Origin of the sequence: Pseudomonas sp. S35, from assembly GCF_009866765.1 — a bacterium.
GTDB lineage: Bacteria > Pseudomonadota > Gammaproteobacteria > Pseudomonadales > Pseudomonadaceae > Aquipseudomonas.
The window spans coordinates 3,132,716-3,157,861 of record NZ_CP019431.1 but is presented as its reverse complement, the minus strand read 5'-3'; the positions used below and the strand labels follow the sequence as shown (position 1 = coordinate 3,157,861).

At 58.2% G+C, this 25,146-nt stretch carries 20 protein-coding genes; 7 read left to right on the top strand and 13 right to left on the bottom strand.

Going from position 1 to position 25,146, the window contains the following annotated elements:
- Positions 1-15: 15 nt before the first annotated feature.
- The 10 genes from PspS35_RS13895 to PspS35_RS13850 are packed head-to-tail and all read right to left on the bottom strand — an operon-like array spanning position 16 to position 12,131.
- Positions 16-795 carry an outer membrane lipoprotein-sorting protein gene (locus PspS35_RS13895; RefSeq protein ID WP_159935356.1) on the bottom strand — a complete coding sequence of 260 codons (780 nt, stop codon included), beginning with the start codon at positions 793-795 and terminating at the stop codon, positions 16-18.
- Positions 792-3,152, bottom strand: a complete 2,361-nt coding sequence (locus PspS35_RS13890) for an ABC transporter permease (RefSeq protein WP_159935355.1) — start codon at positions 3,150-3,152, stop codon at positions 792-794. Before PspS35_RS13890 ends, PspS35_RS13895 begins: the two co-directional genes overlap by 4 nt.
- A complete protein-coding gene (locus PspS35_RS13885; RefSeq protein ID WP_159935354.1) occupies positions 3,149-3,835 on the bottom strand; it encodes an ABC transporter ATP-binding protein in 687 nt (228 codons plus the stop codon). The genes PspS35_RS13890 and PspS35_RS13885 overlap by 4 nt, the downstream gene beginning before the upstream one ends.
- Before the next feature lie 18 nt (positions 3,836-3,853).
- Positions 3,854-4,984, bottom strand: coding sequence for a hypothetical protein (locus PspS35_RS13880; RefSeq protein WP_159935353.1), 1,131 nt, complete (start codon positions 4,982-4,984; stop codon positions 3,854-3,856).
- Positions 4,981-5,433 (bottom strand): SRPBCC family protein, encoded by a 453-nt coding sequence (locus PspS35_RS13875; protein ID WP_060742444.1) that lies wholly within the window; start codon positions 5,431-5,433, stop codon positions 4,981-4,983. The genes PspS35_RS13880 and PspS35_RS13875 overlap by 4 nt, the downstream gene beginning before the upstream one ends.
- A gap of 14 nt (positions 5,434-5,447) precedes the next feature.
- Positions 5,448-8,063 (bottom strand): aminotransferase class III-fold pyridoxal phosphate-dependent enzyme, encoded by a 2,616-nt coding sequence (locus PspS35_RS13870; RefSeq protein WP_159935352.1) that lies wholly within the window; start codon positions 8,061-8,063, stop codon positions 5,448-5,450.
- Positions 8,060-9,088, bottom strand: a complete 1,029-nt coding sequence (locus PspS35_RS13865; protein WP_159935351.1) for a fatty acid desaturase — start codon at positions 9,086-9,088, stop codon at positions 8,060-8,062. The genes PspS35_RS13870 and PspS35_RS13865 overlap by 4 nt, the downstream gene beginning before the upstream one ends.
- A complete protein-coding gene (locus PspS35_RS13860) occupies positions 9,085-10,107 on the bottom strand; it encodes a hypothetical protein (RefSeq protein WP_159935350.1) in 1,023 nt (340 codons plus the stop codon). The genes PspS35_RS13865 and PspS35_RS13860 overlap by 4 nt, the downstream gene beginning before the upstream one ends.
- 11 nt (positions 10,108-10,118) lie before the next feature.
- Positions 10,119-10,385: an acyl carrier protein gene (locus PspS35_RS13855; RefSeq protein WP_159935349.1), complete on the bottom strand. Its 267-nt coding sequence runs from the start codon at positions 10,383-10,385 to the stop codon at positions 10,119-10,121.
- Between the two features lie 45 nt (positions 10,386-10,430).
- Positions 10,431-12,131 carry an AMP-binding protein gene (locus tag PspS35_RS13850; RefSeq protein ID WP_159935348.1) on the bottom strand — a complete coding sequence of 567 codons (1,701 nt, stop codon included), beginning with the start codon at positions 12,129-12,131 and terminating at the stop codon, positions 10,431-10,433.
- Between the two features lie 555 nt (positions 12,132-12,686).
- Here PspS35_RS13850 and PspS35_RS13840 point away from each other — a divergent pair.
- The 7 genes from PspS35_RS13840 to PspS35_RS13810 all read left to right on the top strand — a co-directional run bounded on the left by PspS35_RS13840 (position 12,687) and on the right by PspS35_RS13810 (position 20,927).
- Positions 12,687-13,943, top strand: a complete 1,257-nt coding sequence (locus PspS35_RS13840; protein WP_159935346.1) for a cystathionine gamma-synthase family protein — start codon at positions 12,687-12,689, stop codon at positions 13,941-13,943.
- A gap of 111 nt (positions 13,944-14,054) precedes the next feature.
- Positions 14,055-15,479 (top strand): amino acid permease, encoded by a 1,425-nt coding sequence (locus PspS35_RS13835; protein WP_159935345.1) that lies wholly within the window; start codon positions 14,055-14,057, stop codon positions 15,477-15,479.
- Positions 15,480-15,525: 46 nt separating this feature from the next.
- Positions 15,526-16,416 (top strand): LysR substrate-binding domain-containing protein, encoded by an 891-nt coding sequence (locus tag PspS35_RS13830; protein WP_159935344.1) that lies wholly within the window; start codon positions 15,526-15,528, stop codon positions 16,414-16,416.
- A gap of 17 nt (positions 16,417-16,433) precedes the next feature.
- Complete coding sequence (thrC, locus tag PspS35_RS13825; RefSeq protein WP_159935343.1) at positions 16,434-17,813, top strand: threonine synthase; 1,380 nt, start codon at positions 16,434-16,436, stop codon at positions 17,811-17,813.
- A gap of 23 nt (positions 17,814-17,836) precedes the next feature.
- Entirely contained in the window at positions 17,837-18,274 is a 438-nt protein-coding gene (locus PspS35_RS13820) for an Lrp/AsnC family transcriptional regulator (RefSeq protein ID WP_159935342.1), read from the top strand.
- A 174-nt stretch (positions 18,275-18,448) separates the two neighbouring features.
- Positions 18,449-19,498: a homoserine dehydrogenase gene (locus PspS35_RS13815; protein ID WP_159935341.1), complete on the top strand. Its 1,050-nt coding sequence runs from the start codon at positions 18,449-18,451 to the stop codon at positions 19,496-19,498.
- A gap of 4 nt (positions 19,499-19,502) precedes the next feature.
- A complete protein-coding gene (locus PspS35_RS13810; protein WP_159935340.1) occupies positions 19,503-20,927 on the top strand; it encodes an aldehyde dehydrogenase family protein in 1,425 nt (474 codons plus the stop codon).
- A gap of 26 nt (positions 20,928-20,953) precedes the next feature.
- Here the strand turns inward: PspS35_RS13810 and PspS35_RS13805 are convergent, their stop codons facing one another.
- From PspS35_RS13805 to feaR, 3 genes are all read right to left on the bottom strand, one after another.
- Positions 20,954-21,808, bottom strand: a complete 855-nt coding sequence (locus PspS35_RS13805) for a transporter (protein ID WP_159935339.1) — start codon at positions 21,806-21,808, stop codon at positions 20,954-20,956.
- Between the two features lie 87 nt (positions 21,809-21,895).
- Positions 21,896-23,971, bottom strand: a complete 2,076-nt coding sequence (locus PspS35_RS13800) for a PQQ-dependent dehydrogenase, methanol/ethanol family (protein ID WP_238786043.1) — start codon at positions 23,969-23,971, stop codon at positions 21,896-21,898.
- A 169-nt stretch (positions 23,972-24,140) separates the two neighbouring features.
- Entirely contained in the window at positions 24,141-25,082 is a 942-nt protein-coding gene (feaR, locus tag PspS35_RS13795; RefSeq protein ID WP_159935336.1) for a transcriptional regulator FeaR, read from the bottom strand.
- Positions 25,083-25,146 lie beyond the last annotated feature (64 nt).

Below are 25,146 nucleotides of genomic sequence, written 5' to 3'. Positions count from 1 at the left end.
ACGGGACTCTCGGGATCAGTGTTCAGTGCGCAAGGCACGTTGAGTGAATTCAGCATCCGAGATGCCAGGGTTGATGCTCACTTTCTCGACAATCATCCGCGTGCTCTTATTGGCTGCCAGATTGTGCATGGTCTGGGCCGTAGGCCTGCTGAATCCGTCAACAACTTGCAAGCCGTCGCTTTTAAGCTGTTTGACCAGCACCCCCTGGCGGTCAAAGTAATCCACCTGCACCGGGTAACGGCTCTGCTCTTCGAGGTAATAGACCTTGCGTGAATAGCCGGAAATATCTGCCTCTTCGCTACGCGCCTTCGCTTCAATCTGCCGGCATGCCGGCCAACTGAGGCAGGGCTGAGAGGTCGCGAGGCTGGTGAACGTGTAGTTCAGCAGCTTGTAGTCCTCAAAGTCTTCATAGGTGAAGTCCGTCCCCATGAACCAGTTCTGCTTTTGAGAACCGGCCAGTCGTCTCAAGCTTTTGGTCGATGGGGTATAAGACCAGATGTCGTTCGCGGCTTTTCCACTGTCCTCAATTAACAGAGCAACATTCTTGACGGCCGCGGGCGCGGTGAACCGTACCAAGGTGCCCATGCGGTCGCTCATACGCTTGTCCAAGCGACTCAGTTGGCGTGTAAAGGTCAGCCGCTCGCCCTCAAACAGCTCCATGCGATAGTCGACTTTTTCGTCCTGTGCCTTCATACGGCGATCAGAATCCTGCATGACCGCCAGTGCATCGTCGGCGAAGGCGGGCCATGTGCAAAGCATTAAAAGAGGCAACGCAGTTAGCAGTTTGCTGTTCATCCAAAATTCCTGAGTTTGAGCGTGTCTACCGCGCGAATACGCAATACATGACGAATGGCCGGCATTGCTGCGAATGGAATAATCACCAAGGCGGGCAGGATGACTCTCCAGAAATCACTGAAGGCGGGGTCGGTGTTGATCTTGAACCAGACGTCCGTCAGGCGATGATTGAGGACGCCTGCGAGACCATAGCCCAGCGGGATGGACACCACGCCAGCAAGCAGCGCAACGCTGAAGGTTTCGCAAAGCATGATGAGCGACACACTTCGGTCGCTGAAACCGAGAATTCTCAACACGCCATATTCGCCGCGACGCCCCACGATGCTGAAGTTCATGCTGGTCACCGCAAACAGCAGTGCAATCGCAATACTCATCAACGCGCAGATGTGAATGATCACCCAGATATGCGAACTGATCTCCAAGATGGAGGCGACTATGTTCTGCTTGGACGTAACCCGTACCACGCCTGCCAACTCATAGATTCTCGCATCGTCCAGGCCACTGCTCCCCGCATCCACCAGGTAAGCGCCGGTAAACTGCTCATCCAGTGACAGCATTTGCTGAGCGAAGCGGCGCGTCGTAATCACTTCACCCGGCAGCGCCCCGGAAAACACCCCGACGACCTTGGCCGGATAGACGTTTCCTCGCACTTTTAGATTCAAACGGTCACCTGGGTGGACGTCATGGGCAATGGCGATGCGGCGTTCAATCACCAGCGTGTCAAGATCGCCGTCCAACAACATCCGGCCTTCCATCAGGTTTACGTGACGCACGCTGTCGGCCGGCTCGATACCCAGGAGACTGGCGTTATCCAGCTGCCCTTCGCCCAAAACCTGCGCCCCGCCTTTGACGAACGTCGACCAGCGACTGCCTGACGCCAGGCCTTCGAGACGTCCGATATCTTCATCCCACCAGGGCACATCCAGATCGACCACGCGACTCCAGTTGTCGCGCTCCACGTTGCTGATCGCGGTTCGCTCCATGGACGTCAGGGAAATATAGAAGGCAATGGTGATTGCGATACTCGCCGACATTGCCAGCACCGTGACCAGGCTGATGCGCCAGCTGCGCAGCAAGTTGCGCAACGAATAACGAAACCAGAACGGTCCTCCGATATGACGCAGGCAGGCGACCATACGCAGCGCAAACGCTTGCTCCTGACCTGCGCCAACGTCACGCAGGGCGTCCATCGGCGTGATGCGAATGATCGAGCGCATCGGCAAGTACATGCCCAGGGCGACGGTGCAGCACAGCAATAATCCGGCTCGCCATAGATAAGCTGGCTTGAACATCAACTGTGGCTCGGGCATGCCGATGGCGCGTGCGTAGTTCCAGCCGAATGCATACATATCAAACAGCGCCAGGCCGCAACCCAGCACCAAAGCGAGCACAATCAGCATCAGCGCAGGCAGGCTGTAAGCGCAAACGACCTGTCGACGCGTATAGCCCAGCGTGAGAAACATTGCGATCAATGGGCGTTCTTCCTTGGCCCATTGGAACATGAGGAAAAACACCACCAAGGTCGATGACAGCGCAAAAATCAGCACAACCGTCGGCAGGAAAACCTTGAAGGTATTGAGGTCCAACTCGAGGAACTTTTGGCTGAACTGCTCCTGGCGAGGCAGCACGTAATCGACGGCCAGACGCGACTGCGCTCGCGCGGCAATGCGCTGCTTGACCTCATTCATCGATGCATGCGGCGACACGCTGAACAATAAGCTGTTGCTGGCTGAAAAGCCCAACTGCTGGCGCATGAGCCCCTGGTCAGCAAACAACACACACAGGGAGCCGTTGCTGGGCACGTACACACTGGGGTTCAGCGGCGCGACCAGATACTCTGGGCTTTCAACGATGCCGATAACCTCCACCGGATACCTGGCAGCGCCGGCAATAAAATCAAAACGGTCACCCACGCCCTTCCCATGGAATTTCGCACAGTTACGCTCAAGGGCAATTCCTGCAACGTCCGCTGCATTAGGCAGGCGACCTTGCAAGGCCTTCAGTCGGTTGACCGCCGAGAAATCCGCGGCGTCGGCACTCACCATCAACCCTGCGACCGGCTGACTACCGCGCAAAGGCGCCAACCCTGGCATCAGTAAGCGGTGATGGGTCGCGGTTACGCCGGCAATGTCATCGAATGCCGGGAGGTTGATCAGATCGTCCGGCGCAAAGATGACTTCCAGATCGGCCATCGATGCGTGGGACTGAATGTCCTCGACCGTATCGAACAGACTGTCGATCGCCGAATAGGCACCCACCAGCACACCAAAGGTCGAGGCACAGATCAGTGCGATGGTCAGCAAGCGATAGCGAATGACCAGAACCGAGCGAAGCACATGCCGCATCAGCATGTTCATGGTTCGGCCCTGTGCAGGTTGCCGGAGCGCATCTCGTAGACGTCATCGGCGTGCTGCCCAAGTGCGGGGTTATGCGTGACGATGACCACCGTGACCTGCTTCTCTTCCTGCATCTGACGCAGCAGTTCAAAAACACGCATGCCTGTCTCTTCGTCAAGACTGCCGGTGGGCTCGTCCGCGAGAATCAACTGAGGTTCCTTGATAAGCGCTCGCGCAATAGCGACCCGCTGTTGCTGACCTCCGGAGAGTTTTGAAGGGAATTTTTCGGCGTGTTCGTGCAGACCAACTTTGCGCAAATATTCCTGCGCGCGCGCATGATCCTGCAAAGTGACTGAGCGGAGCGGTTCAAGCCCAGTCAGCACGTTTTCCTTCACCGTCAACGTCGGGATCAAGTTGTGAAACTGGAAGATGAACCCTACCCGCTCCGCCCTGAAACGCGTCAATGCCTTGAAGTCCATGGCGTTCAGGCGTGCGTCTGCGACCTGGACCAACCCCTCATCCACACGATCCAAACCGCCCAGCACATTGAGCAGCGTGGTTTTGCCCGAGCCTGATACACCTCTGATCACCGTCATGCTGGCGCGAGGTATCGTCAGGTTGATGTCATTGAGCACTAAACTGCGCCCGTCACCGCTGGGGTAGAATTTTTTCAGCCCCACAAGAGAAATCAAGGGATTATCCATTTCGATTACAGCTCCAGTTTAACCCGGGGTTTGGTCTAAATTGAGTCCGAAAACACCGTAGCGCTTGGTCCGACGCATTCCGACATTACGTGCAAGTACGTAGCTGGAAGGATTGCGGTCGTCGATCCACATGGTGTCAACACGTTGAAAGCGCGGTTCGGCGTAACGCACGATCTCATCGCCGATTAACCGGCCTAGGCCACTTCCCTGGACGGATGGGTCGGCACCGATAAGTGCGATGACACCACCGGTGACGCCGCGCTTGTAACGATTTAGCTTGAGCAGGTCGAACAGACCGAAATGCCCCTTGAGTCGACTCAAGATCTGGTTGAGGTCCGGCAAAATCAGGAAAAATGCTACGGCCCGGCCGTCCAGTTCAATAAGCTTGATGCCTTCAAGATCGATAAACGTCTTCACACTATCGATCTGGAATTTGAAACTGGCCTTGGAGATCGGCGCGACCTCATAGTTCTCGGCAAATGCACTGTTGAACAAACAGCGGATCTCCTCCAGATTCGAACGCAAGTCAGTCCGCGTAGCACTGCGCACACTGAACTGGCTACCTGGCAATACTTTTTCACTGCGGCTGGCCTTGCGTCGCGCACGGTACTGCTCCACGTCAACCCCATACGTGCTGAAGGTGAAAGCCAGCTCGAAACCCGCCTGCTTGAGAGCGTCGGCGTACCAAAGCGGGTTATAGGTTTGCAGCAGCGTGGGAGGCCGGCCGTCGATGTTCTCGAGTAACAACGCAGCATCCTGTGTCGAGGTATAACTGTAAGGCCCCAGTAACCTTGATTTGCCACGCGCTCTCGCCCATTGACCTACCGCATCGAATAATGCCCGCGTGACGGCGGGGTCTGGCGCGACTTCAAAAAAACCGAAAAAAACGTGCTCATGACCAAAGCGCAGGTTGTATGCCGCGTGAATACATACGCTGACTCGACCCTGGGCCTGACCTTGATCATCCAGCGCCAGAAAATGCTCAATCTGTGCTTCGCGAAAGAAGGGGTTGTGTCGTGGTGACAGTATCCGTTTCATGTCGCTGCGTAAGGGCGCAACCCAGTGCGGGTCGTCGGCGTACAGACGAAAAGGCAGGTCGATAAACTGCCTTAACCGCTTTGCCGTATCCACTGCTTTGACAGCAATCATGAGAGGTCCAAAAGCTGTTGCATGTTGCGGTGACGTGCTTCAAATATCCGGTCCATATAGGCGTCGACAAACAACCACTCAAACAGCGCACCGCCTATGGCGTGATAAGTCACTCGGTCGGTATAAAGCGTCCCCCCGGCAGCGGATTCAACGCGATGCTCATGCCGGAACGCACTCAGGGGCCCCTTGATCATTTCATCAATGAAATACTCGTTGTCTTTGACTTCGCGGATGCCAACGGTCCAATTGGCAGGGATAAACCCGAACATCCAATGCCGGAAACGGAATTGACGCCCTTGCTCGATCCGCAGGTCAGCAATATCTATGTTTCCAAGTGGGGTAACGCGCTCCGGGAAGATCTTCGGGAAGTTCACACCTTCCATGCAGAAGTCGAATACCTCGGCACAGCTACGCCCCTTGATGAGGGTGGTTTTTTCCAATACGGGCATACTCGGATCCTCTCTTAGATGGTTTCGACAGCGGTAGCGGTGCTGAATCGTTCGGCGTATCTGCGCCACTGATCGGGATCGAGGGCTTTATCAAAACTGCGAAATCCAGCCAGCATGAAACCGTGGCGCACGGACAACGATTGAACCAATTCAAGGTCATCATTGCTGAGGTCCAGACCAAGGCTCGTGTGGCAGGAAATACCTTCGAGGGCGAGCATCATGGTTTCGGCCATGCAGGCGTAGGCGAGGTCTTGCGGGATACCGTAACGTGAGCCCAAGCGTGCTTCTCCGGGCATTTCGACAATGCCACCGTCAAGCACCAGCACGTCCGGCCGGCGACTGGAGATATCCTGGCTGACATTGGCGGGTCGGGAGATGTCACACAGGATGGCCCCTTCGGCGATGTCATCGGCGCTGATAAAGCGCTCGGCGCTGTTAGTCGCAATCAGTACCAAGTCAGCGTCGGCCAACGAAAGGTTGATGTCGTTACTCCAGCGCAGCGCGGTACGCTCACCGTTTTCAGTCAACAACAAGGCTGCGAGATCGGCGCTATCGTGTTCGTTCAAACGCTCAGCGATTGCGGCAAGTACGCTGCCGGGCGCCGGCACGCCCTGCGTGCAGAAGTTCACCAACTGAGTAATGACAGAGCCAAAGCGCGGCGTGTTGAACCGTGCACTCATCGGGTTACCCACCAGGGTGACCTGTCCGGCCTGCATCGCAATCAACCGCGCGATGGCCGAGCCTATGCTTCCGGTGGCACCAATAACCGCAACGCGCATGTCCTGCATTCGGCGCCCTGTCATTTCAACCGCACGGCACGATGCCTCGACCGCTGTAAGCAGCGTGTAACTGTTACCCGTCGTCAGGGCCACGCCTTTATCCAACAAACGCAAGCCACCACCGGTCACGATTGAGGTATGCCCGCCTAGCCCGACCAACGTTGCACCGCGTTGCTTGGCCATGTCGATGGCCTGGCCGATCAGTTCACAGGACTCCTCAACGGGCATCGCCGCAAACTGCGCCGCGGAGCGTGGCACCATGATCAGATCACCGGTCACTCTGCGACCGGTGGCAGGCGATGTAAGCTCGACGGTAGAGACGAAAAATGGGTCCATCAACGGATTCAAGCGCTCTTCAAGCATGCGCAACGACTGTTGAGAATAATGACTCAGGCTTTCATCGAATTCGGCATAGTTCGAGAGTTCCAGGGGATGCAAAACAAATGCAAAATGGTTATCAGGCACTGCCTCGGTAAAGCTGATCTGATGCAGCGGCGCTGGCGGTGGTCCCGACGAGCAGGGCTGAGCATCAAGCAGATGCGCAAGTAATGTGCCCGTACGCCCCTCCTCCACCCATTGCAGCGTGCGAGCCAGCGCCTGGATAAACACTTCACACTCGGCTCGCCCGGCGATGAGGGGAGGCTCGACACGCATCACGTTCGCACCGTTGAGGGTCGGTGCAACGCGTACACCTTCAACATTGAGCAAGTAGCTTGCGAGAATGGGAACAAGGCTTTCCTGCTCCCCCATGATGCCGGTGAAGCCGCCGTAGAATTGCGGATAGTGACTGCGATCAAGATCAAACTCGATGCCGATCAGGTAGCCCGCACCGCGTACTTCCTTGATGAACGAGGCGTGTCGTGCCGCCAGCTCGTTGAGTTGTTCCAGCAAGTAGCGTCCGTTTTCTCGCACGCCGTCCAGCAGGTCTTGACGTTCGTCCAGTAGATCCAGCACTTTCAGCCCGATGCGGCAGGCCAGTGTGTTGCCGCCGAACGTAGATGAATGCTTGTTCTGGAAGTCTTCGCTGTACGCGTTCTTGCTGAGCAAACAGGCACCGATCGGCATGACCCCGCCGCCCAGGGCTTTCGCCAGCAGCAGGCAGTCCGCTTGCACCCCCGCACTGGCGAACATCTGCCCGGTGCGTCCCAGTCCGGTTTGAACCTCATCGATAATCAACAGGGTGCCGCTGCGATCACAGGCGGCCCTGATTTGCTGCAGGTACTCGGGCGGCGGCAGATTGATTCCACCCTCGCCCTGTACCGGTTCAATGATTACTGCAGCGTAGGCGTCAGGGTGGCGCTGTAATTGGTCTTCAAGGGCCTGAATATCGCCATAGTCAACAAAATCAAAACCAGGCAACGGCGCTTGGAAACCTTCCTGATATTTATCCGAGCCTGTCGCTGAGAGCGCTCCGAGCGTCTTGCCATGGAAGCTCTGGTGGGTCGACAAAATGCGCTTGCGACCTGTCTTGATAAGGCAGGCTTTAAGTGCCGCCTCTACCGTTTCGGCGCCACTGTTTTGAAAGGTCACGCTTCGGTAATCGCCTGGCGCGATTGCTAATAGACGTTGTGCCAGCAACCCACTTGCCGCCAGGGAAGATGGCTGCACAAAGATCGGTTCCCGACTCAGTTGAAAGCTGGCCAGTTCGGCCAGCAATGCGTCCGGACTATGGCCGAATGGCAGCGCACCGTACGCACCGAGAAAATCCAGGTAAGCCCGTCCTTGTGCGTCATAGAGGTAGCAGCCCTCGCCGCGGACAAACGTTTTGTCGAGCCCTACCCGACGAATCAATTCGCCGACCGCAGGATTCACATGCTGCTCAAATGGACTGATTTGCTGCCAAGGGCTCATGAAAGATTCTCTGTGCTGTAGGGTGACGAAACGGGTGATAGCCGACCCGCTGTCTGTCGATAAAGATCCGCCGCCACACCCTCGGCCACCATGATTCGTTCATGGGCTGGTCTCAAAGAGTGATAGGGCAATGCCGGAAAAAGATGATGCATGGCGTGATAGCGTTGGCTCAGGGGCTCAAGCAGTTCCAGCCAACTTCCCTGTCGATCATGGGTCGACGAATCGGCCAATTGCCATTGAAGTGATACCGGTTCACCGCTGGAGGCATACCGATGCGCCAGGCATGTGCGGAACATGTTGATGAACAACACACCATAAATGACGGCAAGGAACAGGCCGACACGCGACCACGGCAACATCTCTGAGCCTGCTGCAGCGATCAGCCCCCACGCATAAAGGCTGGTCGCTATCTCCAGCAGGTAGTTGTAGCCGCGCGCGCTACGAAAACGCGTCGCCGTGTTTCGGTAGGCGGCATGTAAGGTGACCGCACTGTATCGCTCGATGACCCGCCGACGCAGCGGCGCAATGCACCAAGAGGCCGGGCCAAGTACTGCAAAACGTACCAACAGCAATAGCGGCGTAAAAAGCGTACCGACCAATAAGGTGATCACACTGCGGCCAAACTGCTGCTCAAAGGGCAGGTACTCCGGATCCTGGCGAGTGCCGTAGCGCCCGAGCGTATGGTGGTCGATATGGCTCAAATACAAAAACGATGGCAACAGCAGTGGGATACCACACGCCAGGTTCCACATCAGGTTGAACCCGGGTACAGCGCGGCGCGGCATATGGCTCAGCTCATGAATGAACATGGCCGACCGGTAAAGCGTGAACACCGCCGTGCCATACCATAACGGCCAAGTCACAGAACCGGCGCCTTCGAGCATGGACAGTGCGACCCAGAACAAGCCGATGCTCAATCCGAAGTCCAAGCGATAGCGCCATGCATGATGGCGTCGCAAGTCCTCGATCAATGGGCGCAACTCGTCCACGAAGGTACGCCCGTCCAGGTTTGCGACAGGCTTCACCGACGTTTCCAAATGACACCATCCAGGTAGAAGTGATGCAGAACGATGATCAGCGGTACCAGCCCTACAGAAGGCATCTCCAGGCTGAGCACCAACAGACTGGCCAGCCCCAGCGTACTGAACCAGATCCACGGTTTAGCCCCCATCCGCTTGACCCAACCGTGTGCAACACCCAAGGCGCCTGTGACGGCTGGCTGGGTTTCAGTTCGGCGCAGTCCAGCCATCACGGTAGACGTGCACACCAAGTGGTATTGCAGCGCGTGGATGCTGGTACCGATCAAAATAAGCGCGTACAGATCGCTCACCAGCAGGTAAGCGGCGTTATACAAACCCAGCGAAACCGCCAGCATGACCAATACGAACCGCGGCAAGCCTTCTTGATGACGCTGCTGTCGCCGCTCGGCAACCAGGAATTGAAGCGTCGTGGCGGCGAATACAGCGTATGCCAACCAAGCCCAGAACGGCGCGAGTGCCGGCGTTGGAATTGAGATGTTCGCAAACGGCAGCGTCTGCTCAAACAGTTCGTAGTTTCCAAAATGAAAACCACCGTGAGTGATGCGATAAATCAGCGGCGCAGCAAACCCGGCCAATACCATGTTGCGAATCGGCAAAGTGGAATGTTTATACCCGGCCTTCTTCGCATAAAGTGCCGCCACACCAAAATGCTGTTTACACACATGATAGGGCTGCCAATAAACCCAGATCGCCACAAGCCAAGGTAAAGCATTCAGGCTGTAGAGGCCGACGCACAAGACACTGATAACAACTAATCCCGCCCAGAATTGCACTTTGTGGCGCTGATATTCCAGCGGCTCAGCGAACAATCGAACGTGCGTATGCAGTACATGGGGAATATCCAGAAACAGCGCAAACAACAACGCGCCCACCAGAAACGCCGGTCCCTGCATAATAGCCAGTAACAGCGCGACCGAAATCAATGGGCCTCCAACCAGAATAGCCAGCGTGTCGACCTTGGCACTGACGAACCACGGCATTTTTACAGACATATTAGTGGACATTGACGATCCCTTTATACCGCCGCAGAAAACGCGAGTGTGTTCGCACGCTCAAGTATCAACGCCAACTCATGAAGCGTTGTCGTCGCATCAACTTGGTCGGCAGGCAAGCTCAGCGATAAACGACCTTTCAACTCGGAGAGCAGCGTTAGTTGCCCCATTGAGTCCAACCCCAAGTCCAACAGCGTATCGTTAGGCTTTATCGCGGAACTGTTCAAATGAGCCGGTAGAATGCCCTGCATTGAAAGGCTTTTTATTGTCTGGCAAATAACATCAAACACAAGTGCTCCTTGCACGTATGCAATCCGTGCTGTTGTAAAGGATGATTAAGCGGAAACGCGGTCAGTCGTGACGGCAGCAGAACTCAAACGGTTACTCAAATACAGTCGACTTAATGCCTGACGTTGGATTTTCCCACTTGTGGTTTTAGGGAATTCCGAGCGGCGGATCAGCAGCACTTCATCCACCTGCACGCCGGCTTGCCGTACAACGATCTGCGCCACTTCGCGACGCAACTCCGCTGGATCCCGAGTGCCAAGAGCATTACTCGCCATGACCACTACAACGCATTCCTTTGAACGCTGAATGTCGATGCAGGAGAAGGCAGCGACAGAACCGGCAGCTAAATTGAAGGCACTTTCCAGCGCCCATTCAATAATGTGCGGATTGACGTTGACGCCTGCACGCGTAATCAAGTCCTTGCTGCGCCCGGTAATGAACACTTCATCGTTCAGCAGAAAGCCCAGGTCACCCGTGTCATACCAATCTTTTGCTTCGGGTCGCACCGGATCCATTTTCAAGTAACGGCGAATGATACTGTCGCCCCTGATCTGCAGCCGGCCAAGCTGGCCCTGCGTCAAACAAATTTCGTGTTCATCTACGACTCGAAATTCGGTTTCACCGACTGCCGTGCCATTTCCTAGATAAGGTGCAGAGCCGGGAGTGCCAGGCGCTTGCTCTTTGAGCAGCATTGAGCTGTGCAGGCTTTGAGTGTCCAACCAGCGAACGCGCATACCTTGTCCAGGCGCGTTGAGTGAAACCGCAACCACTGCTTCCGCCATACCGTACGCCGGTTGCAGTACACCCACTTGCAGGCCATGAACTGCGAAGGCAATTTCAAACTGACGGAGGTGGTCATAAAACACTGGCTCGGCACCCACCCAGGCATAGCGCCAATGGGACAAGTCCAGTTCACCTTCGCGCACGCGTCCGGCGAGGCGGCTGAGCAAGGCAAATGCAGAAGTTGGCGCTGGTGACAAGGTACCCTTGAAGCGAGAAAGTGCCTGCAGCCAAGCCATGGGCTGTCGAGAAAACTCGTGAGTTGGCATCAGCACCAGATCGATAGAACACCACCAGGCCAGCGTCAATGCGGAAAGCCCCATGTCGTGGTGAAGCGGTAACCAACTGACCATCCGGTCGGTCGTGTCGACGTTTACACGCTCGGCAATTGCCTGACAATTGGAACTGAGCATCGACTGACTGATGCACACCGCTTTGGGCATTCCGGTACTGCCAGATGTGAACTGTAAAATCGCCAAGTCTTCAGGGCGGCTCAAGGCTGGCTCATCGACGTAATCGGCTATCGCGCTCATCTGCTTGAGCAACGCGTCATCCGTCAGGGCGACATCTGACCATGAGCCCGGCAACTTCGTCGCTATCGCCCCGCTGGTCATTATCAACGCAGGTTCAATCAACTCCAGCATTGCGGCCAACCCGCTGCCATCACGCATTGTCGTATGAGTTAAATCGTGCGGCAGAAGCGCGATTGCCAATCTTTCGGCCCACGCGGCGAGCACCACGGTCAGCACCTCCATGCTCGAAGGCATGCAGATCGCTACGACCTGCCCCGGTTCAAGGGCACGTTGGCGGAGTACCTGACGCGCCTGATAAACCTTCGATTTGAGGTCCAACTGCGTCAGGCAAACGGCAGAATCATGATCAAGAACCGTTATGAGACGGTCCGGTGGGCACAACAGGAATTTTTCTATGAGGCACAGGCGGGCAGGTGCAACTAATCCATTAGTCATCGCGTTCAGTCCTTGAAACATCTTGCAAAGACTAATTATCGTCCAACAATCTGTCAATATGGCTCTTTGATATTAATCAGCCAATAAAACGACGCAAACGTCAAACTCGTAGTAATTCAAAGTCATCATATTGATTCATATATATTTTATATTTTTTAGGTCGGCACCTTTCCGTCACATCCCCCGGTGTCAGGATAGTTGTCGCCTCTCCGATTTTTCCTGAAAAAGAACATCGGGGGCGCAAAGAGACTACGCGTGTCGTGCTATTCACCAGAACGTAGAGCCGCATTGTTAAAGATGTTGCTTCCCCCGCAGAGCCTGACGATGGCCGAAGTTTCTCGGCGCGAAGGGGTCAGCGAAAATGTCACTTGAAAAACGCCGGTATGGCGAAGCCCGCCGTACCAAAATCCTCTACATCCGCCCGCAATACCCATTAAAAAAAGCAGCCCTTTGGCACCGATAACATCGTTTCTCGGGCGCACCGCTTATCCCTATATTGACCTGCACTATCTGTGTGAATGAATCAACGTTCACCCCTCAGTGCGAGTAGTCTCAATGAACAACAAACCTGACAGCGCAGGGCTTGATAATGCGGGCGCCGGGACCCGGGCGGTCTGGGGTGGGGAGCAAGTCAGGCATCCCTACAACGCCACGCAGACACCTATTGTGGTCAGCGCCGCCTACGGTTACGACGACATCGACGTCTGGTACGACGTGGCCATGGGCAAAGCACCGGGCTTCATCTATAGCCGTATGAGCAACCCGACGGTCGAAACCCTTGAAGCCAAGATTGGCGAACTGGAAATGGCCGAATCCGCAGTAGCGTTCAGCAGCGGCATGGCGGCCATCAGCAGTGTGCTGTACACCTTCCTGGCCCATGGCGACCGTGTGGTATCGACCAAGGACAGTTACGGCGGCACCAACAAGATTTTCGAGGAATTCCTGCCGCGCACGGGTGTGGCGGTAACCTTGTGCCAGACGTTCGATCACGAAGAGATTGAACGTGAAATCGCCAAAGGCTGTCAGGTGGTGTACCTGGAAACGCCGACCAACCCGACCCTGAAAATAATCGATATCCAGCGTCTGGTCACTGCGGCCAGGCGCGTCGGCGCACTGGTGGTGGCCGATAACACATTTGCCACGCCACTGAATCAGAACCCGCTGGCACTGGGGGTGGATGTGGTCATCCACAGCGCGACCAAATTCCTCAGCGGTCATGGTGACGTATTGGGTGGCCTTGTATGTGGCAATGAAGCCTTGATGGCCAAGGTTCGGCATTACCGGGAAATCAACGGTGCGACGCTTGATCCGTTCTCGGCATACATGATCATCCGCGGCATGAAGACCCTGGTGCTGCGCATGCGTCAGCAGCAACGCAGTGCCCGCGCCCTGGCAGAGTTTCTCTGCACTGAGCCGTTGGTGGAATCGGTCAATTATCCCGGCTTGCCCGGTCACCCGAACCACGCGGTGGCGTGTGCGCAAATGGGCGGCTTTGGCGCCATCGTCAGCTTCGTGCTCATCGGCGGCATGGACACGGTCAAGGTGCTGCTGCCACGCCTGCGGTTTGCCCACTGCGCGGGCAATCTTGGGGCGGTAGAAACCATTTACGGCCCGGCCCGAACCACCAGCCATGTTGAAAACACCCTGGAAGAGCGGCGGGCGCTGGGCATTTCAGAGGGGCTGGTGCGGGTCTCGGTCGGTATCGAGGACACCGACGACCTGCTTGACGATCTGAAGCAGGCGTTCGCCTTTGTCAGGGGATTACACGATGAAAAACACCAACAGCCTGTCTTCAGTGAGGGCGTGAACTGACGTTTCAAACCTCACGACAGGGCCGTCGGTGAGGCGTTTCATGAAGAGCAATAATAATAAAACCGAGTGGCAATGTTCCTTCCTGCCCCAACTACTTTCATGAGAACAACCATGTCCATAACAAAAGAACACACCCACACGCGTGCCGGTTTCAAACAGGAGATGCAGACACGCCATATTGTCATGCTGGCCTTGGGGGGCGTGATCGGCACCGGGCTGTTTCTAACCTCGGGCTATACGGTTAACCAAGCAGGCCCCTTGGGCGCCGTGATCGCCTACATCATCGGCGCACTCATGGTGTACATGGTGATGATGTGTCTCGGCGAGTTGGCGGTGCAGATGCCGGAAACCGGCTCGTTCAGCACCTACGCGACACGTTTTCTCGGCCCCGGCACGGGCTACACCGTGGCCTGGCTGTATTGGCTGACGTGGACGGTAGCCATTGGCTCGGAATTTACCGCCGCAGGGATACTGATGACCCGCTGGTTTCCAGACACGCCCGTGTGGATCTGGAGCGCGCTGTTCGCCGGGGCGGTATTCCTTACCAACGTGGTCTCGGTACGCTTGTTCGCCGAGACCGAGTTCTGGTTGTCCCTGATCAAAGTCGTGACGGTCGTGGTGTTCCTGATCATCGGCGGCGGCGCCATCCTTGGCTTGCTCAATATCGATCAGGCCCACAGCATCGGCCTGGGTAATTTCACCCGCGAAGGCCTGTTCCCCACCGGTTTCATGTCGATTGCCATGACCTTGTTGGCAGTGTCGTTTGCTTTCTCCGGCACCGAGTTGATCGGCATCGCCGCCGGTGAAACCAAAGACCCGCAACGCAACGTGCCGCGTGCCATCCGCACCACCGTCCTGCGCCTGGCGATCTTTTTCGTCGGGACCATTTTTGTCTTGGCGACGCTGCTCCCGCGTGAACAGGCCGGTTTGGTGGAGAGCCCCTTTGTCACCGTGTTCACCTACATCGGCATCCCCTACTCCGCCGACATCATGAACTTCGTGATCATCACCGCTCTGTTGTCGGCCGCCAACTCCGGGCTGTACGCCGCCTCGCGGATGCTGTGGACCTTGAGCGACCAGGGCCACCTGCCCAAGCAGTTCTCGCACCTGACCCGCATGGGCACACCGTTGAATGCGATCGTGTTGAGCATGGTCGGCGGCGGCGCGTCACTGCTCAGCAGTGTGTTCGCCGCCGACACTGTCTACCTGGCGCTGGTGTCGATTTCCGGGTTGGCGGTGGTGGTGGTGTGGATGAGCATCGCCGCCAGCCAGATTGCGTTCCGCCGTCACTATGTGGCCAACGGCGGGAATGTGCGCGACCTCAAGTTTCGGGTCCGGGGCTACCCGTGGGTGCCGCTGGGCGCACTGGTGTGCTGCAGCCTTGCCTGCGTGGGGATCGCATTCGACCCTGAACAGCGGGTAGCGCTGTACTTCGGAGTGCCCTTCATCGCCTGGTGCTACTTCGTGTATTACATTACCCGCAACAGCCGCGAGCGACGCTTGTCGCTCGCCGCCACGGTTCAGCCGTCACCCTAGACGGCATGGGTAAGCGTGCTGAGTACGCGTCAATAAGGTCCAGACCATGAAGCAAAAGCCGCTCCCCCCATTGAACTGGCTACGCGCCTTCGAGGTGTCCGCGCGTAACCTGAACTTTACCCACGCCGCAGATGAGCTGTGCCTGACCCAGGGCGCAGTCAGCCAGCAGATCCGCCAACTGGAAAGCCATCTTGGGGTGGCGCTGTTCAAGCGCCTGCCCCGTGGCCTCGGGCTGACAGAAGAAGGCCAGGCCTATCTGCCGGTGGTGCAGGATGCAATCACGCGGCTGGCGGTGGGGACCAACGAGATTTTTGGCCAGCACACACGCCGGCCGATCAAGGTGCGCGGCAGCCTGGCGTTTTTTGTGCACTGGCTGGCGCCCAAGCTGGTGGACTTCAGCCGGGCGCATCCCCACGTCGATATCCGCTACATCAGCAACATATGGGTCAAGGAACTGGATGGCGAAGACGATATGGAGATTCGCTGGGGGCATGGCCAATGGCCTGGCCTGGTGTCGCAGCGACTGACCTGGGACACCTTGTTTCCGGTCTGTTCACCCGCCTTGATGGCAGGGTCACCGCTGACGACCGCGAGCGACGTCGCGCGGCATCCGTTGCTGCATGTGCTGGGTTACGAAGAGGGTTGGGGGTACTGGCTCAAGAGGGTCGGCGCAGACGCCGTCGATTCCTCCCGAGGCATGCAATTCGACACGCTGATCTCGACGTTGCGCATGGCCGAACTGGGGCAAGGGATTGCGCTGGCCCGCTCCTCGATGGTCGGCGAGATGCTCCAGGATGGACGCCTGGTCGAGCCCTTCGATCAGCGCATCGAGGCCAGCGAGTCGTTCTACCTGGTACGCAGTTCCGAGGCTGACCAGCACCCCGATGCTGTCATGTTTTCCACCTGGCTGGTCGAGCAGGCCCATCGCTATAAATAAATGGCCGGAGCCCCACGATGCACTATGTAAGTACCCGAAGTTCGGCCGCGCAGGCGGACTTCGAAAAGGTCGTACTGTCCGGGCTTGCCGACGACGGCGGGCTGTTCGTCCCCTTCGAGCTGCCGCTGTTCGAACCCCGCGAGATCGCCAACTGGTCAACCTTGCCCTATGACGAACTGGCCTATCGGGTCATGCGTCCGTTTATCGGGGCGTCTATCCCTGAAGCGGATCTCAAGCGCCTGCTCAACGCGGCCTGCGGTCAGTTCAAGCACCGTGCGGTGGCGCCGCTGCATCAGGTTGATCGCAACGAATGGGTACTGGAACTGTTCCACGGCCCTACTCGCTCTTCCAAGGATTTCGCCGCGCAGCTCCAGGCGCAGCTTGTGCAGTACTTTCTGCATAAGCGCCAGCGGCGCGCAGTGTTGCTTGGCGCCACCAACGGTGACACCGGCCTGGCAGCCATCGAAGCGTTCAAACACTGTGATGACGTCCACATCGTGCTGCTCTACCCGGAGTCTGGGGTCCTCCCGCATCAACTGCAGGAACTGCTCAGCGCAGCGCACCCCGCCCTGCACACGTTCGCCGTCACCGGCAGCTTTGACGAGTGCCAGCACCTCGCGAACCGCCTGTTCCGGCAGTGGCCCAACCCGCGCTATGAGGCGATCAGCTTCAATTCCAGCAACTGGGTCAACGTGCTTGCACAACTGGTGTTTTATTTCTACGCCGTGCTGCAACTGGGTGGCGGTCAGCGCCCGATCGGCTTCAGCGTGCCAGCCGCCAGTTTCGCCGAAGTCTATGCAGGCTATATCGCACAAAAAATGGGCCTGCCGATTACCCAGATCATCGTCGCGACCAACAAAAACGACGCGTTGCATCAGCTGTTCCTGAAAAACCACTACTGTCGGCAACGGGCGGACAAAACCCTGTCGCCAGCCATGGACTTGTCGATTTTCTCCAACCTGGAGCGTTTTCTCTGGGAGTTGTATGGGCACGACGCTACAGCGGTAAGCGCGCTGATGGCCGAGTTCGACGCCAGCGCAGAGATGACCCTCGCCAATGAATGCTGGTTGCGGGCACGGATGATCATCGATTCGTACGCGGTCAGCGATGCTCAAACCCTGAATGAAATCACCTCGCTGTACCATGACACGGGCTACCTGATCGACCCGCACACGGCCACTGCGGTACTTGCCGCGAGACTGTACCGGCGCAGCCTGGTCGCGCCGATGGTCACCCTCGGGGAAACTTCGCCAGCCAAATCGGCTGCGCTGTTCGACGAACTGGGCATCAACGCGCCGCAGCAGAACGCCCTGGCCACCACGCACGACGCCTCACCCCGTCGCCGGATCGCGCCTGACGACCTCGGCCCCCTCTTTCAACTGCTCGACACCCTGTGAACGACGGGGCAACAGGAGGCCATATGAAGCGCATTCTGGACCCTCTCGATGAGCGCATCATCGCCGAGCTGCGGCTTAACGCGCGGGCGGCGCACGCGGAGCTGGCGGCGAAGGTCAATCTGTCGCGCAATGCCGTGCGCCAACGGATCGAACGGTTGGAGCGCGACGGCGCAATCCTCGGCTATACGGTACTGACCGGCGACGGGCACCAGGCTTCATCGCAGATCAACGCGGTGATTTTCGTCTATCGCTATGATCGTATGCGCGGTGAGGATGTGTTGCAGGCGCTACGGACAATTGCTGAAGTGATCCAGTGCGATGTCATGAGCGGTGAGTTCGACCTGATGGTACGCGTCGGCGCCACCAGCCCGCAGCGGGTGCATCAGGTCTGGAACCAGATCTCGGCGCTGGCCGGCGTGGAGAACACCGTGACGTCATTCGTTTTATCGTCCGTCGTCTGAGCCGTTTTCGCCGCTGAAAAAGCCAACGCCTGTTGGCTTTTTTTATGCCTGTTGCAGCGCCGAGCTTTGGTCAAAATGCCCATAAAACAAAGCAAATCGGCATATTTCACTGCCCTGATCGCGCGCCTAATCTAGTGGTTAATCACTCATCACACAGATCAAGGGCAATAAAAAATGACTGAATACAAGATTGCGCTGGTGGGCTTTGGTGGCGTCAACCGAGCGTTGGCCCAGTTGATTGCCGAACGCAACCAAGACTGGAGCAACACACTGGGGTTCAGCCTGAAAATCGTCGGTGTCACCGACCTTTTTCTGGGGTCGGTGATCAATCGCCAAGGGTTGGATGCGGCCTCGCTGGCGGCCCTGCCGGTGGTCGAGGCTGCGCTGGCCCACCTGCCGGGTGGCGACGCAGTCGCACGCACTGAAGCGGTGATCAAAGAAGCCGGTGCCGACATCATTGCCGAAGCCACCTTCACCAACCCGGTGGATGGCGAACCGGCGACCTCGTTCTGCCGCTGGGCGCTGGAAAACGGCAAACACGTGGTGACCACCAACAAAGGACCGATTGCCCTGCACGGTGCCGAGTTGAAAGCCCTCGCGCAGCGCAACCATGTTGCATTTGAATACGAAGGGTCGGTGATGAGTGGCACGCCAGTGATCCGCCTGGCCAGGCAGTTGCTGGCAGGCAGCACCATCATCGGCTTCGAGGGCATTCTCAACGGCACCTCCAACTTCGTTTTGACCCGCATGGAAAGCGGCCTGGGCTTCGCCGAGGCAGTCAAGCAGGCGCAGGCCCTGGGGTACGCCGAAGCGGACCCGACGGCGGATGTCGAGGGCCATGATGTACGCCTCAAAGTGGTGATCCTGGCCAACGAACTGCTGGAGGCAAAGCTCACGGTCAACGATGTGCGCTGCAGCGGTATCAGTGCCCTCACCCTTGACGACATCGTCAAGGCTCGCCAGGACAACGCACGCTGGAAGCTGATTGGCGCTGCCACCCGGCATGCCGATGGTTCGGTCAGTGCCAGCGTTGAACCGCGCTTGTTGCGCAACGATCATCCGCTGGCCAGCATCGGCGGTGCCACCAACGCAGTGTCCTTCAGCACCGACCTGATCGGCACGGTGACCGTTTCGGGCCCCGGGGCCGGGCGTAAGGAAACGGCGTTTGCGCTGCTGTCCGACATCATCAGCCTTCATCAATCCGCTGCACAGAACCGGGAGTAAGCCTGTGAACGTATCGAATGTGGCCCGGACTGTCGTGGCACCACAGATCCACGTGTTCAACCCCTTTGACGGGACGCTGATCGGCACCGTAGCGGATCTGTGCGCTTCGCAGGCACCACACCTGCTGGAACAGGGCCGCCAGGGCGTGCGCGCCTGTGCCGGTTTGCCGCGCTATCGCAGGGCGCAGATTCTCGAACAGGCGGCCCGGCGCATCGAACGCGATGCACAGGCATTTGCCCGACTGATCGTCGACGAAGCCGGCAAAACCCTCAAGCAGGCACAAAAAGAGGTCAAGCGTTGCGTCAACACCCTCAAGCTCTCGGCCGAAGAAGCCAAGCGCAATGCCGGCGAGGTGATTCCGTTCGACGCGTATGAGGGCTCAGAGTCGCGTCAGGGCTGGTTCACCCGCGAACCCCTTGGCTTGATCGTCGCGATCACGCCATACAACGACCCCTTGAACCTGGTGGCGCACAAGCTTGGCCCCGCCATTGCCGGTGGTAACGCGGTGATTCTCAAGCCGTCTGAATTGGCGCCGTTGTCAGCGATAAAACTGGTGTCGTACCTGGTCGACGCCGGGCTGCCCGAGTCGGTGGTCACGGTTGCCACCGGCGGCGCCGAACTGGGCAAGGCCCTGGTCGCGGCACGTGACGTGCGCATGATTTCCTTTACCGGAGGCTTCGTCACCGGTGAGCAGATCGCCCGCACAGCGGGCCTGAAGAAACTGGCGATGGACCTGGGCGGTAACGCGCCGGTGATCGTCATGGGTGACTGCGACCTTGCGGCGGCGGTGGAGAGTTGCCTGTCCGGCGCATTCTGGGCGGCGGGGCAAAACTGCATCGGCACTCAACGACTGCTGATTCATGAGTCTGTTTATGCAGCGTTCCGCGAGCGCTTTGTCAGTCAGGCGAGCGCCTTGGTGGCCGGCGACCCTCTGCTGGCCAGCACCGACATCGGCCCGATGATCACCGAGCAAGCGGCGAAAAATGCGCAGCGCGTAGTGGCCGACGCATTGACGCAAGGTGCAACCTTGCTATGCGGGCACACGCGCCTGGGTTCATGCTACGCCGCCACAGTCCTGGAAAACGTCGATCACACCAGCCAGTTATGGCGTAACGAAGTCTTCGCACCCGTGGTGGTGTTGCAACGATTTGACGCCTTCGATGAGGCCATCGCGCTGGCCAATGAGCCTGACTACAGCTTGCACGCCGGCATTTTCACCCGCGACCTGGCGACGGCCATGAGCGCTGCGCGCAGGATCGAGGCCGCAGGCGTGATGATCAACGACTCCTCCGACTACCGTTTTGATGCAATGCCGTTTGGTGGCTCCAAGTACGGCAGCCTGGGGCGTGAGGGGGTACGTTTCGCCTACGAGGAAATGACGCAACCCAAAGTGGTGTGCTTGAACACACTGGCCCTCACGCAATCGTGAGGGCGCGCCCCTGGGTCACCTTGGTCTCAGTAAAAGTACGCCAGGCGAAACTGCAGTGAATGATCAATCTTCACGCCTTCACGCACTGAAGTGTCACGCATGAGCTGGCCCAGGGCCTGCACTTGCTTGCCCAGCATGGTCGCGACGGTAAAGCCGACCGTACCGTTGCTGCGGCTGGTGGCCAGGGTTTCATGATCGAGGGTCTGGCGTGCGCCCCAGTTATGTCGATAGGAGATCGCGGCGTAGGTGTCCGGGGTGAAGTTGTAGCGCAGATGATTGTGCAACTGGAGCAACGGTTCTTTTTCGGCATCGGTGGCGCGCTGCTTGGCGTAGAACTCCGTTTCGGCGATCACGTCCCAAGTGATGTTATCGGTAAGGCCCTTGATATAGCCGACCTGGAAGTCCAAGGCCCAGCGGTTGTCGCTCAGCGCAAAACCCTGGTTTTTGTCGCTGCCGGTGGGTGCGGTCACAAACACCGACCAGCCCAGGTGTTCGTTGTTGGCGAGGTCAGCGATGGTCCACACCGTGCCGCCGAACGTGATATCACCCAGCCCCGAGTTTTTGCTGTCGGTGGCGCCGATCTTCTGATAGCCGAAGGGGATCACAATCTGTGGGTCCCAGGTGAGCCCTGTATTGAAGAACTCAGTGAAGTGGATCAGTCGCAACACGCCGACCGTGAGGTCCAGATCGAGGTTGTCGGCGACTTTCTTGCCGCCGGAATACACCTTATCCCCTCTCGGGTTCTGCTGGTACAGCACCACCACATCGGTGCCCTGCGGCAGCGCGGTGTAGTCGCCGGGGTCAGGTTTGACATCGGCCTGGGCCAGGGGCGCCAGGCTGGCGAGCAGTGCGCTGAAGGTCAGAGTGCTAAGTGTTTTCATGGCGAGTCTCTTTATTTTTATGGGGGGCAGCGCTTCGCCATGGCGGTTCCACAGGGAGCCGCCAGGCGCAGGTGTAACGGCATGAAATCAGTGCGAGGCGGTGTGCCCGGCCGCCTTGAGATCGGCGTGCAGATCCTGGGTTCGCTTGACAAGGTATTGGCGGATCAATTCCATGTCTTCGCGTTGAAGCATGTCGGAGAAGTTCGGCATGCCCCCATTGATCAGCGCCCCGCTGAGAAACGCTGGAAACGCCGCGTGCTTGTTGTCATCCAGGTAGCGCAGGTCCGGGACCACGCCGCCGCTGATGGCGTTAAGGCCATGGCAACCGGCACACAGGCCATTGAACAAGCCCCGCGCCTGCGCCAGCTGCTCGGGGGTGGCGGTGAGAACCTGATGGGTCGTCGGTACGACCGGCGCTACCTTGGGCGGCGGTAGTTCGCCGTGGGCGCCTAGCTTGAAGGCGATCACCCGCGACTCTGCGCGCACCTTGCCCTTGTTGGTCAATGGACCGGTCAGCAACGGGATGATGCCGCCCCAGCCCACCGAGAACGCCACGTATTGCTCGCCATCGACGCTATAGGTGACAGGCCCGGCCATCACCCCGGAGTTGGCTCGATGTTCCCAAAGCGGCTTGCCGGTGTCGGCGCGGTAGGCGACAACGCGACCATCGGCCGTGCCCTGGAACACCAGGTTGCCTGCGGTGGCCAACGTGCCGCCATTGCCGGCGCTGATGTAAGGCTGCTTCCAGGCCGCCCGCTGTTTAACCGGGTCCCAGGCGATCAGTTCTCCGCTCCAGGCATCACGGATTTTATTGAGGGTTTTCGGATCTTCAGGCAAGTCCGGCACATCCAGCCCGAAATTCACCACGGACTTGTTCGACAAGAACATCGGCGCCTTGGCCGCCTTCAACTCAGCCAGGGTGTACTGAGCCGGGATGTAGACGTAACCGGTCTTGGGGCTGAATGACATGGGGTGCCAGTTGTGCCCGCCGAGAAAGCTCGGCTGTACCACCTTCGGCTCTTTGGAATAGTCGGCCGCACCGGTGAGGATCGGGCGCCCGGTTTTCAGGTCGATACCGCTGGCCCAGTTGACCGGGACGAAATTGTTAGCCGAGAGCAACTGGCCGTTGGTGCGATCCAGGACGTAGAAAAACCCGTTTTTCGGCGCCTGCATGATCACCTTGCGTACGGTGCCGTCGATCTTGATATCGGCCAGGATCATGTGTTGGGTCGCGGTGAAATCCCACTGGTCCTGCGGCGTGATCTGGTAGTGCCACACGTATTCGCCGGTGTCTGGCCGCAGCGCCAGGATCGACGACACATACAGGTTGTCACCCTTGCCATTGCTGCGGAACTGGTAGTTCCAAGGTGAACCGTTACCCGTGCCCACATAGAGAAGATCCAGCTGCGGGTCATAGGCCATCGAGTCCCAGACCGTTCCGCCGCCGCCCCATTTGACCCAGCCGTCGCCGTCCCAGGTTTTCATGGCGTTGGCCATAGCGGGGTTTTCCGGGGGCAGCTTGGGGTCGCCGGGTACGGTATAGAAGCGCCACACCTGTTTTCCGGTGTCGGCATCATAGGCTGTGACGTAGCCGCGCACGCCAAACTCGGCGCCGCCATTGCCGATCAGCACCTTGCCCTTGACGATGCGAGGCGCTCCGGTGATCGAGTAGCTTTTTGTCCGGTCAATGATGGTATCGACGCTCCACACCGGCTGACCATTGGCCGCATCCAGGGCGATCAAGCGACCATCGAAGCTGCCCACGTAGACCTTGCCCTGCCATACCGCAACGCCGCGATTGACCGGTCCGCAGCAACCCTGGCTCAGGTTCTCGGGCGGCACCTTCGGATCGTATTTCCACAGCAACTCACCGGTGGCGGCATTGATGGCATAGACAATGCTGAAGGCCCCGGTGGTGTACATCACCCCATCGACCACCAATGGCGTAGCCTCAGTGCCACTGTCGATATCAAGCTTGGTGGTCCAGGCCATGCCCAGTTGAGCGACGTTGCCGGCATTGACGCTGTCCAGCGGGCTGTAGCGCTGCTCATCGTAGGTGCGACCATGGCTCATCCAGTTGCCCGGTTCCTGGTCGGCCGCGATGATTCGCGGGCCATCGACCTGCGCCGGTGCCGCCCACACCACTGTGCAGAGCGAAGCCATCAGTAAAGGGAGGCCTGGTAACAGGCTGCGTGATCTCATTGTTATTGTTCTCCAGCGATAATCGGCTCGGTATCACCCCCAGCCCAGGCAACCTTATTAAAAGGCCTGCCACGCAGCGTGACTTGACTGAGTCTGCCAAACCGCTTGGCATTCTCTGCCAGGCGCACACTTACACGGACTGTTGGCGAAAATCCCGTGGGCCGTGCTGGAAATGGCGCTTGAACGCGCGACTGAAATGCGCGGCGTCGACAAACCCCCACTTGAAGGCGATCTGAGTGATTGATTCATGGCGCAGTTCGTGGCACCGCAGATCCTGGGCCACCCGTTCCAGACGGCGTTGCTGGATATAACGCGAGATGCTTTCGTGGCGCTGCTCGAACAGCCGATAGAGCTGGCGAACCGACACATTCAACTGACGAGCCAGATAATCAGGGCCTAGCTCGGCGTCTTGCAGGGAGGCCTCAACCAAGCGGGTGGCCAAGCCATACAGGTCATCGTGGCCCACGCATGCAAAGGCGGGCTGCCCGCCGGAACGCTCGTCGAGGCCGGCGACAGCCAACCCGATCAGGGCATGCTCCAGCGCCGCCCCATCGTTGCTGGCGCCGGATTCCCTGCGCAACGCGACGTCGCCCAATGAACGCACGAGTGCGCGAATCATATGCGTGGCGACACTATTGCGAGCGAGCTTGCCGAACAACGGTTGCTGGCCGAGTTGATGGCTGACTTCCTGGCGTGACAGGTGAATCGAGATATTTTGCACCAGCCCTCGCGGCTCGATCTCGAACGCCTGCGCCGAGTCGACCAGGGCGATATCTTCAGGCCCCAACTCAATCACCTGATGTTGCCCACGGATGCGCTGATGGCCGCTGCATTGAAGAATGAGAAAGCAGTGACGGTCGTCGTCGCCGTCACCCGAGGTGCGATGGCGGCGGATCAATCCGGCATTGGTGCGGATATGGGCCAACTCAAGGCCGCAGACATCCTGGCCATACACACTGCCGATAAACAGCGTGTGTTGATCTGACAGCGCCGTGCTGAAATTGCCGCACACCGCCTGCAGGTCGCGGTTCCAGTTGGCGAACGTCTCACGCGCGTGCAATAAGGCTGGCATATCCCCGCTCCCACAGATTATTTATAGTTATACCGTTAACATATTATCTATTTTTCCTGTGCGC

Coding starts and splice junctions, on each gene's coding strand:
- PspS35_RS13895 (WP_159935356.1), bottom strand. CDS start 795: ATGAACAGCAAACTGCTAACTGCGTTGCCTCTTTTAATGCTTTGCACA.
- PspS35_RS13890 (WP_159935355.1), bottom strand. CDS start 3,152: ATGAACATGCTGATGCGGCATGTGCTTCGCTCGGTTCTGGTCATTCGC.
- PspS35_RS13885 (WP_159935354.1), bottom strand. CDS start 3,835: ATGGATAATCCCTTGATTTCTCTTGTGGGGCTGAAAAAATTCTACCCC.
- PspS35_RS13880 (WP_159935353.1), bottom strand. CDS start 4,984: ATGATTGCTGTCAAAGCAGTGGATACGGCAAAGCGGTTAAGGCAGTTT.
- PspS35_RS13875 (WP_060742444.1), bottom strand. CDS start 5,433: ATGCCCGTATTGGAAAAAACCACCCTCATCAAGGGGCGTAGCTGTGCC.
- PspS35_RS13870 (WP_159935352.1), bottom strand. CDS start 8,063: ATGAGCCCTTGGCAGCAAATCAGTCCATTTGAGCAGCATGTGAATCCT.
- PspS35_RS13860 (WP_159935350.1), bottom strand. CDS start 10,107: ATGTCCACTAATATGTCTGTAAAAATGCCGTGGTTCGTCAGTGCCAAG.
- PspS35_RS13850 (WP_159935348.1), bottom strand. CDS start 12,131: ATGACTAATGGATTAGTTGCACCTGCCCGCCTGTGCCTCATAGAAAAA.
- PspS35_RS13840 (WP_159935346.1), top strand. CDS start 12,687: ATGAACAACAAACCTGACAGCGCAGGGCTTGATAATGCGGGCGCCGGG.
- PspS35_RS13835 (WP_159935345.1), top strand. CDS start 14,055: ATGTCCATAACAAAAGAACACACCCACACGCGTGCCGGTTTCAAACAG.
- PspS35_RS13830 (WP_159935344.1), top strand. CDS start 15,526: ATGAAGCAAAAGCCGCTCCCCCCATTGAACTGGCTACGCGCCTTCGAG.
- thrC (WP_159935343.1), top strand. CDS start 16,434: ATGCACTATGTAAGTACCCGAAGTTCGGCCGCGCAGGCGGACTTCGAA.
- PspS35_RS13820 (WP_159935342.1), top strand. CDS start 17,837: ATGAAGCGCATTCTGGACCCTCTCGATGAGCGCATCATCGCCGAGCTG.
- PspS35_RS13815 (WP_159935341.1), top strand. CDS start 18,449: ATGACTGAATACAAGATTGCGCTGGTGGGCTTTGGTGGCGTCAACCGA.
- PspS35_RS13805 (WP_159935339.1), bottom strand. CDS start 21,808: ATGAAAACACTTAGCACTCTGACCTTCAGCGCACTGCTCGCCAGCCTG.
- PspS35_RS13800 (WP_238786043.1), bottom strand. CDS start 23,971: ATGGCTTCGCTCTGCACAGTGGTGTGGGCGGCACCGGCGCAGGTCGAT.
- feaR (WP_159935336.1), bottom strand. CDS start 25,082: ATGCCAGCCTTATTGCACGCGCGTGAGACGTTCGCCAACTGGAACCGC.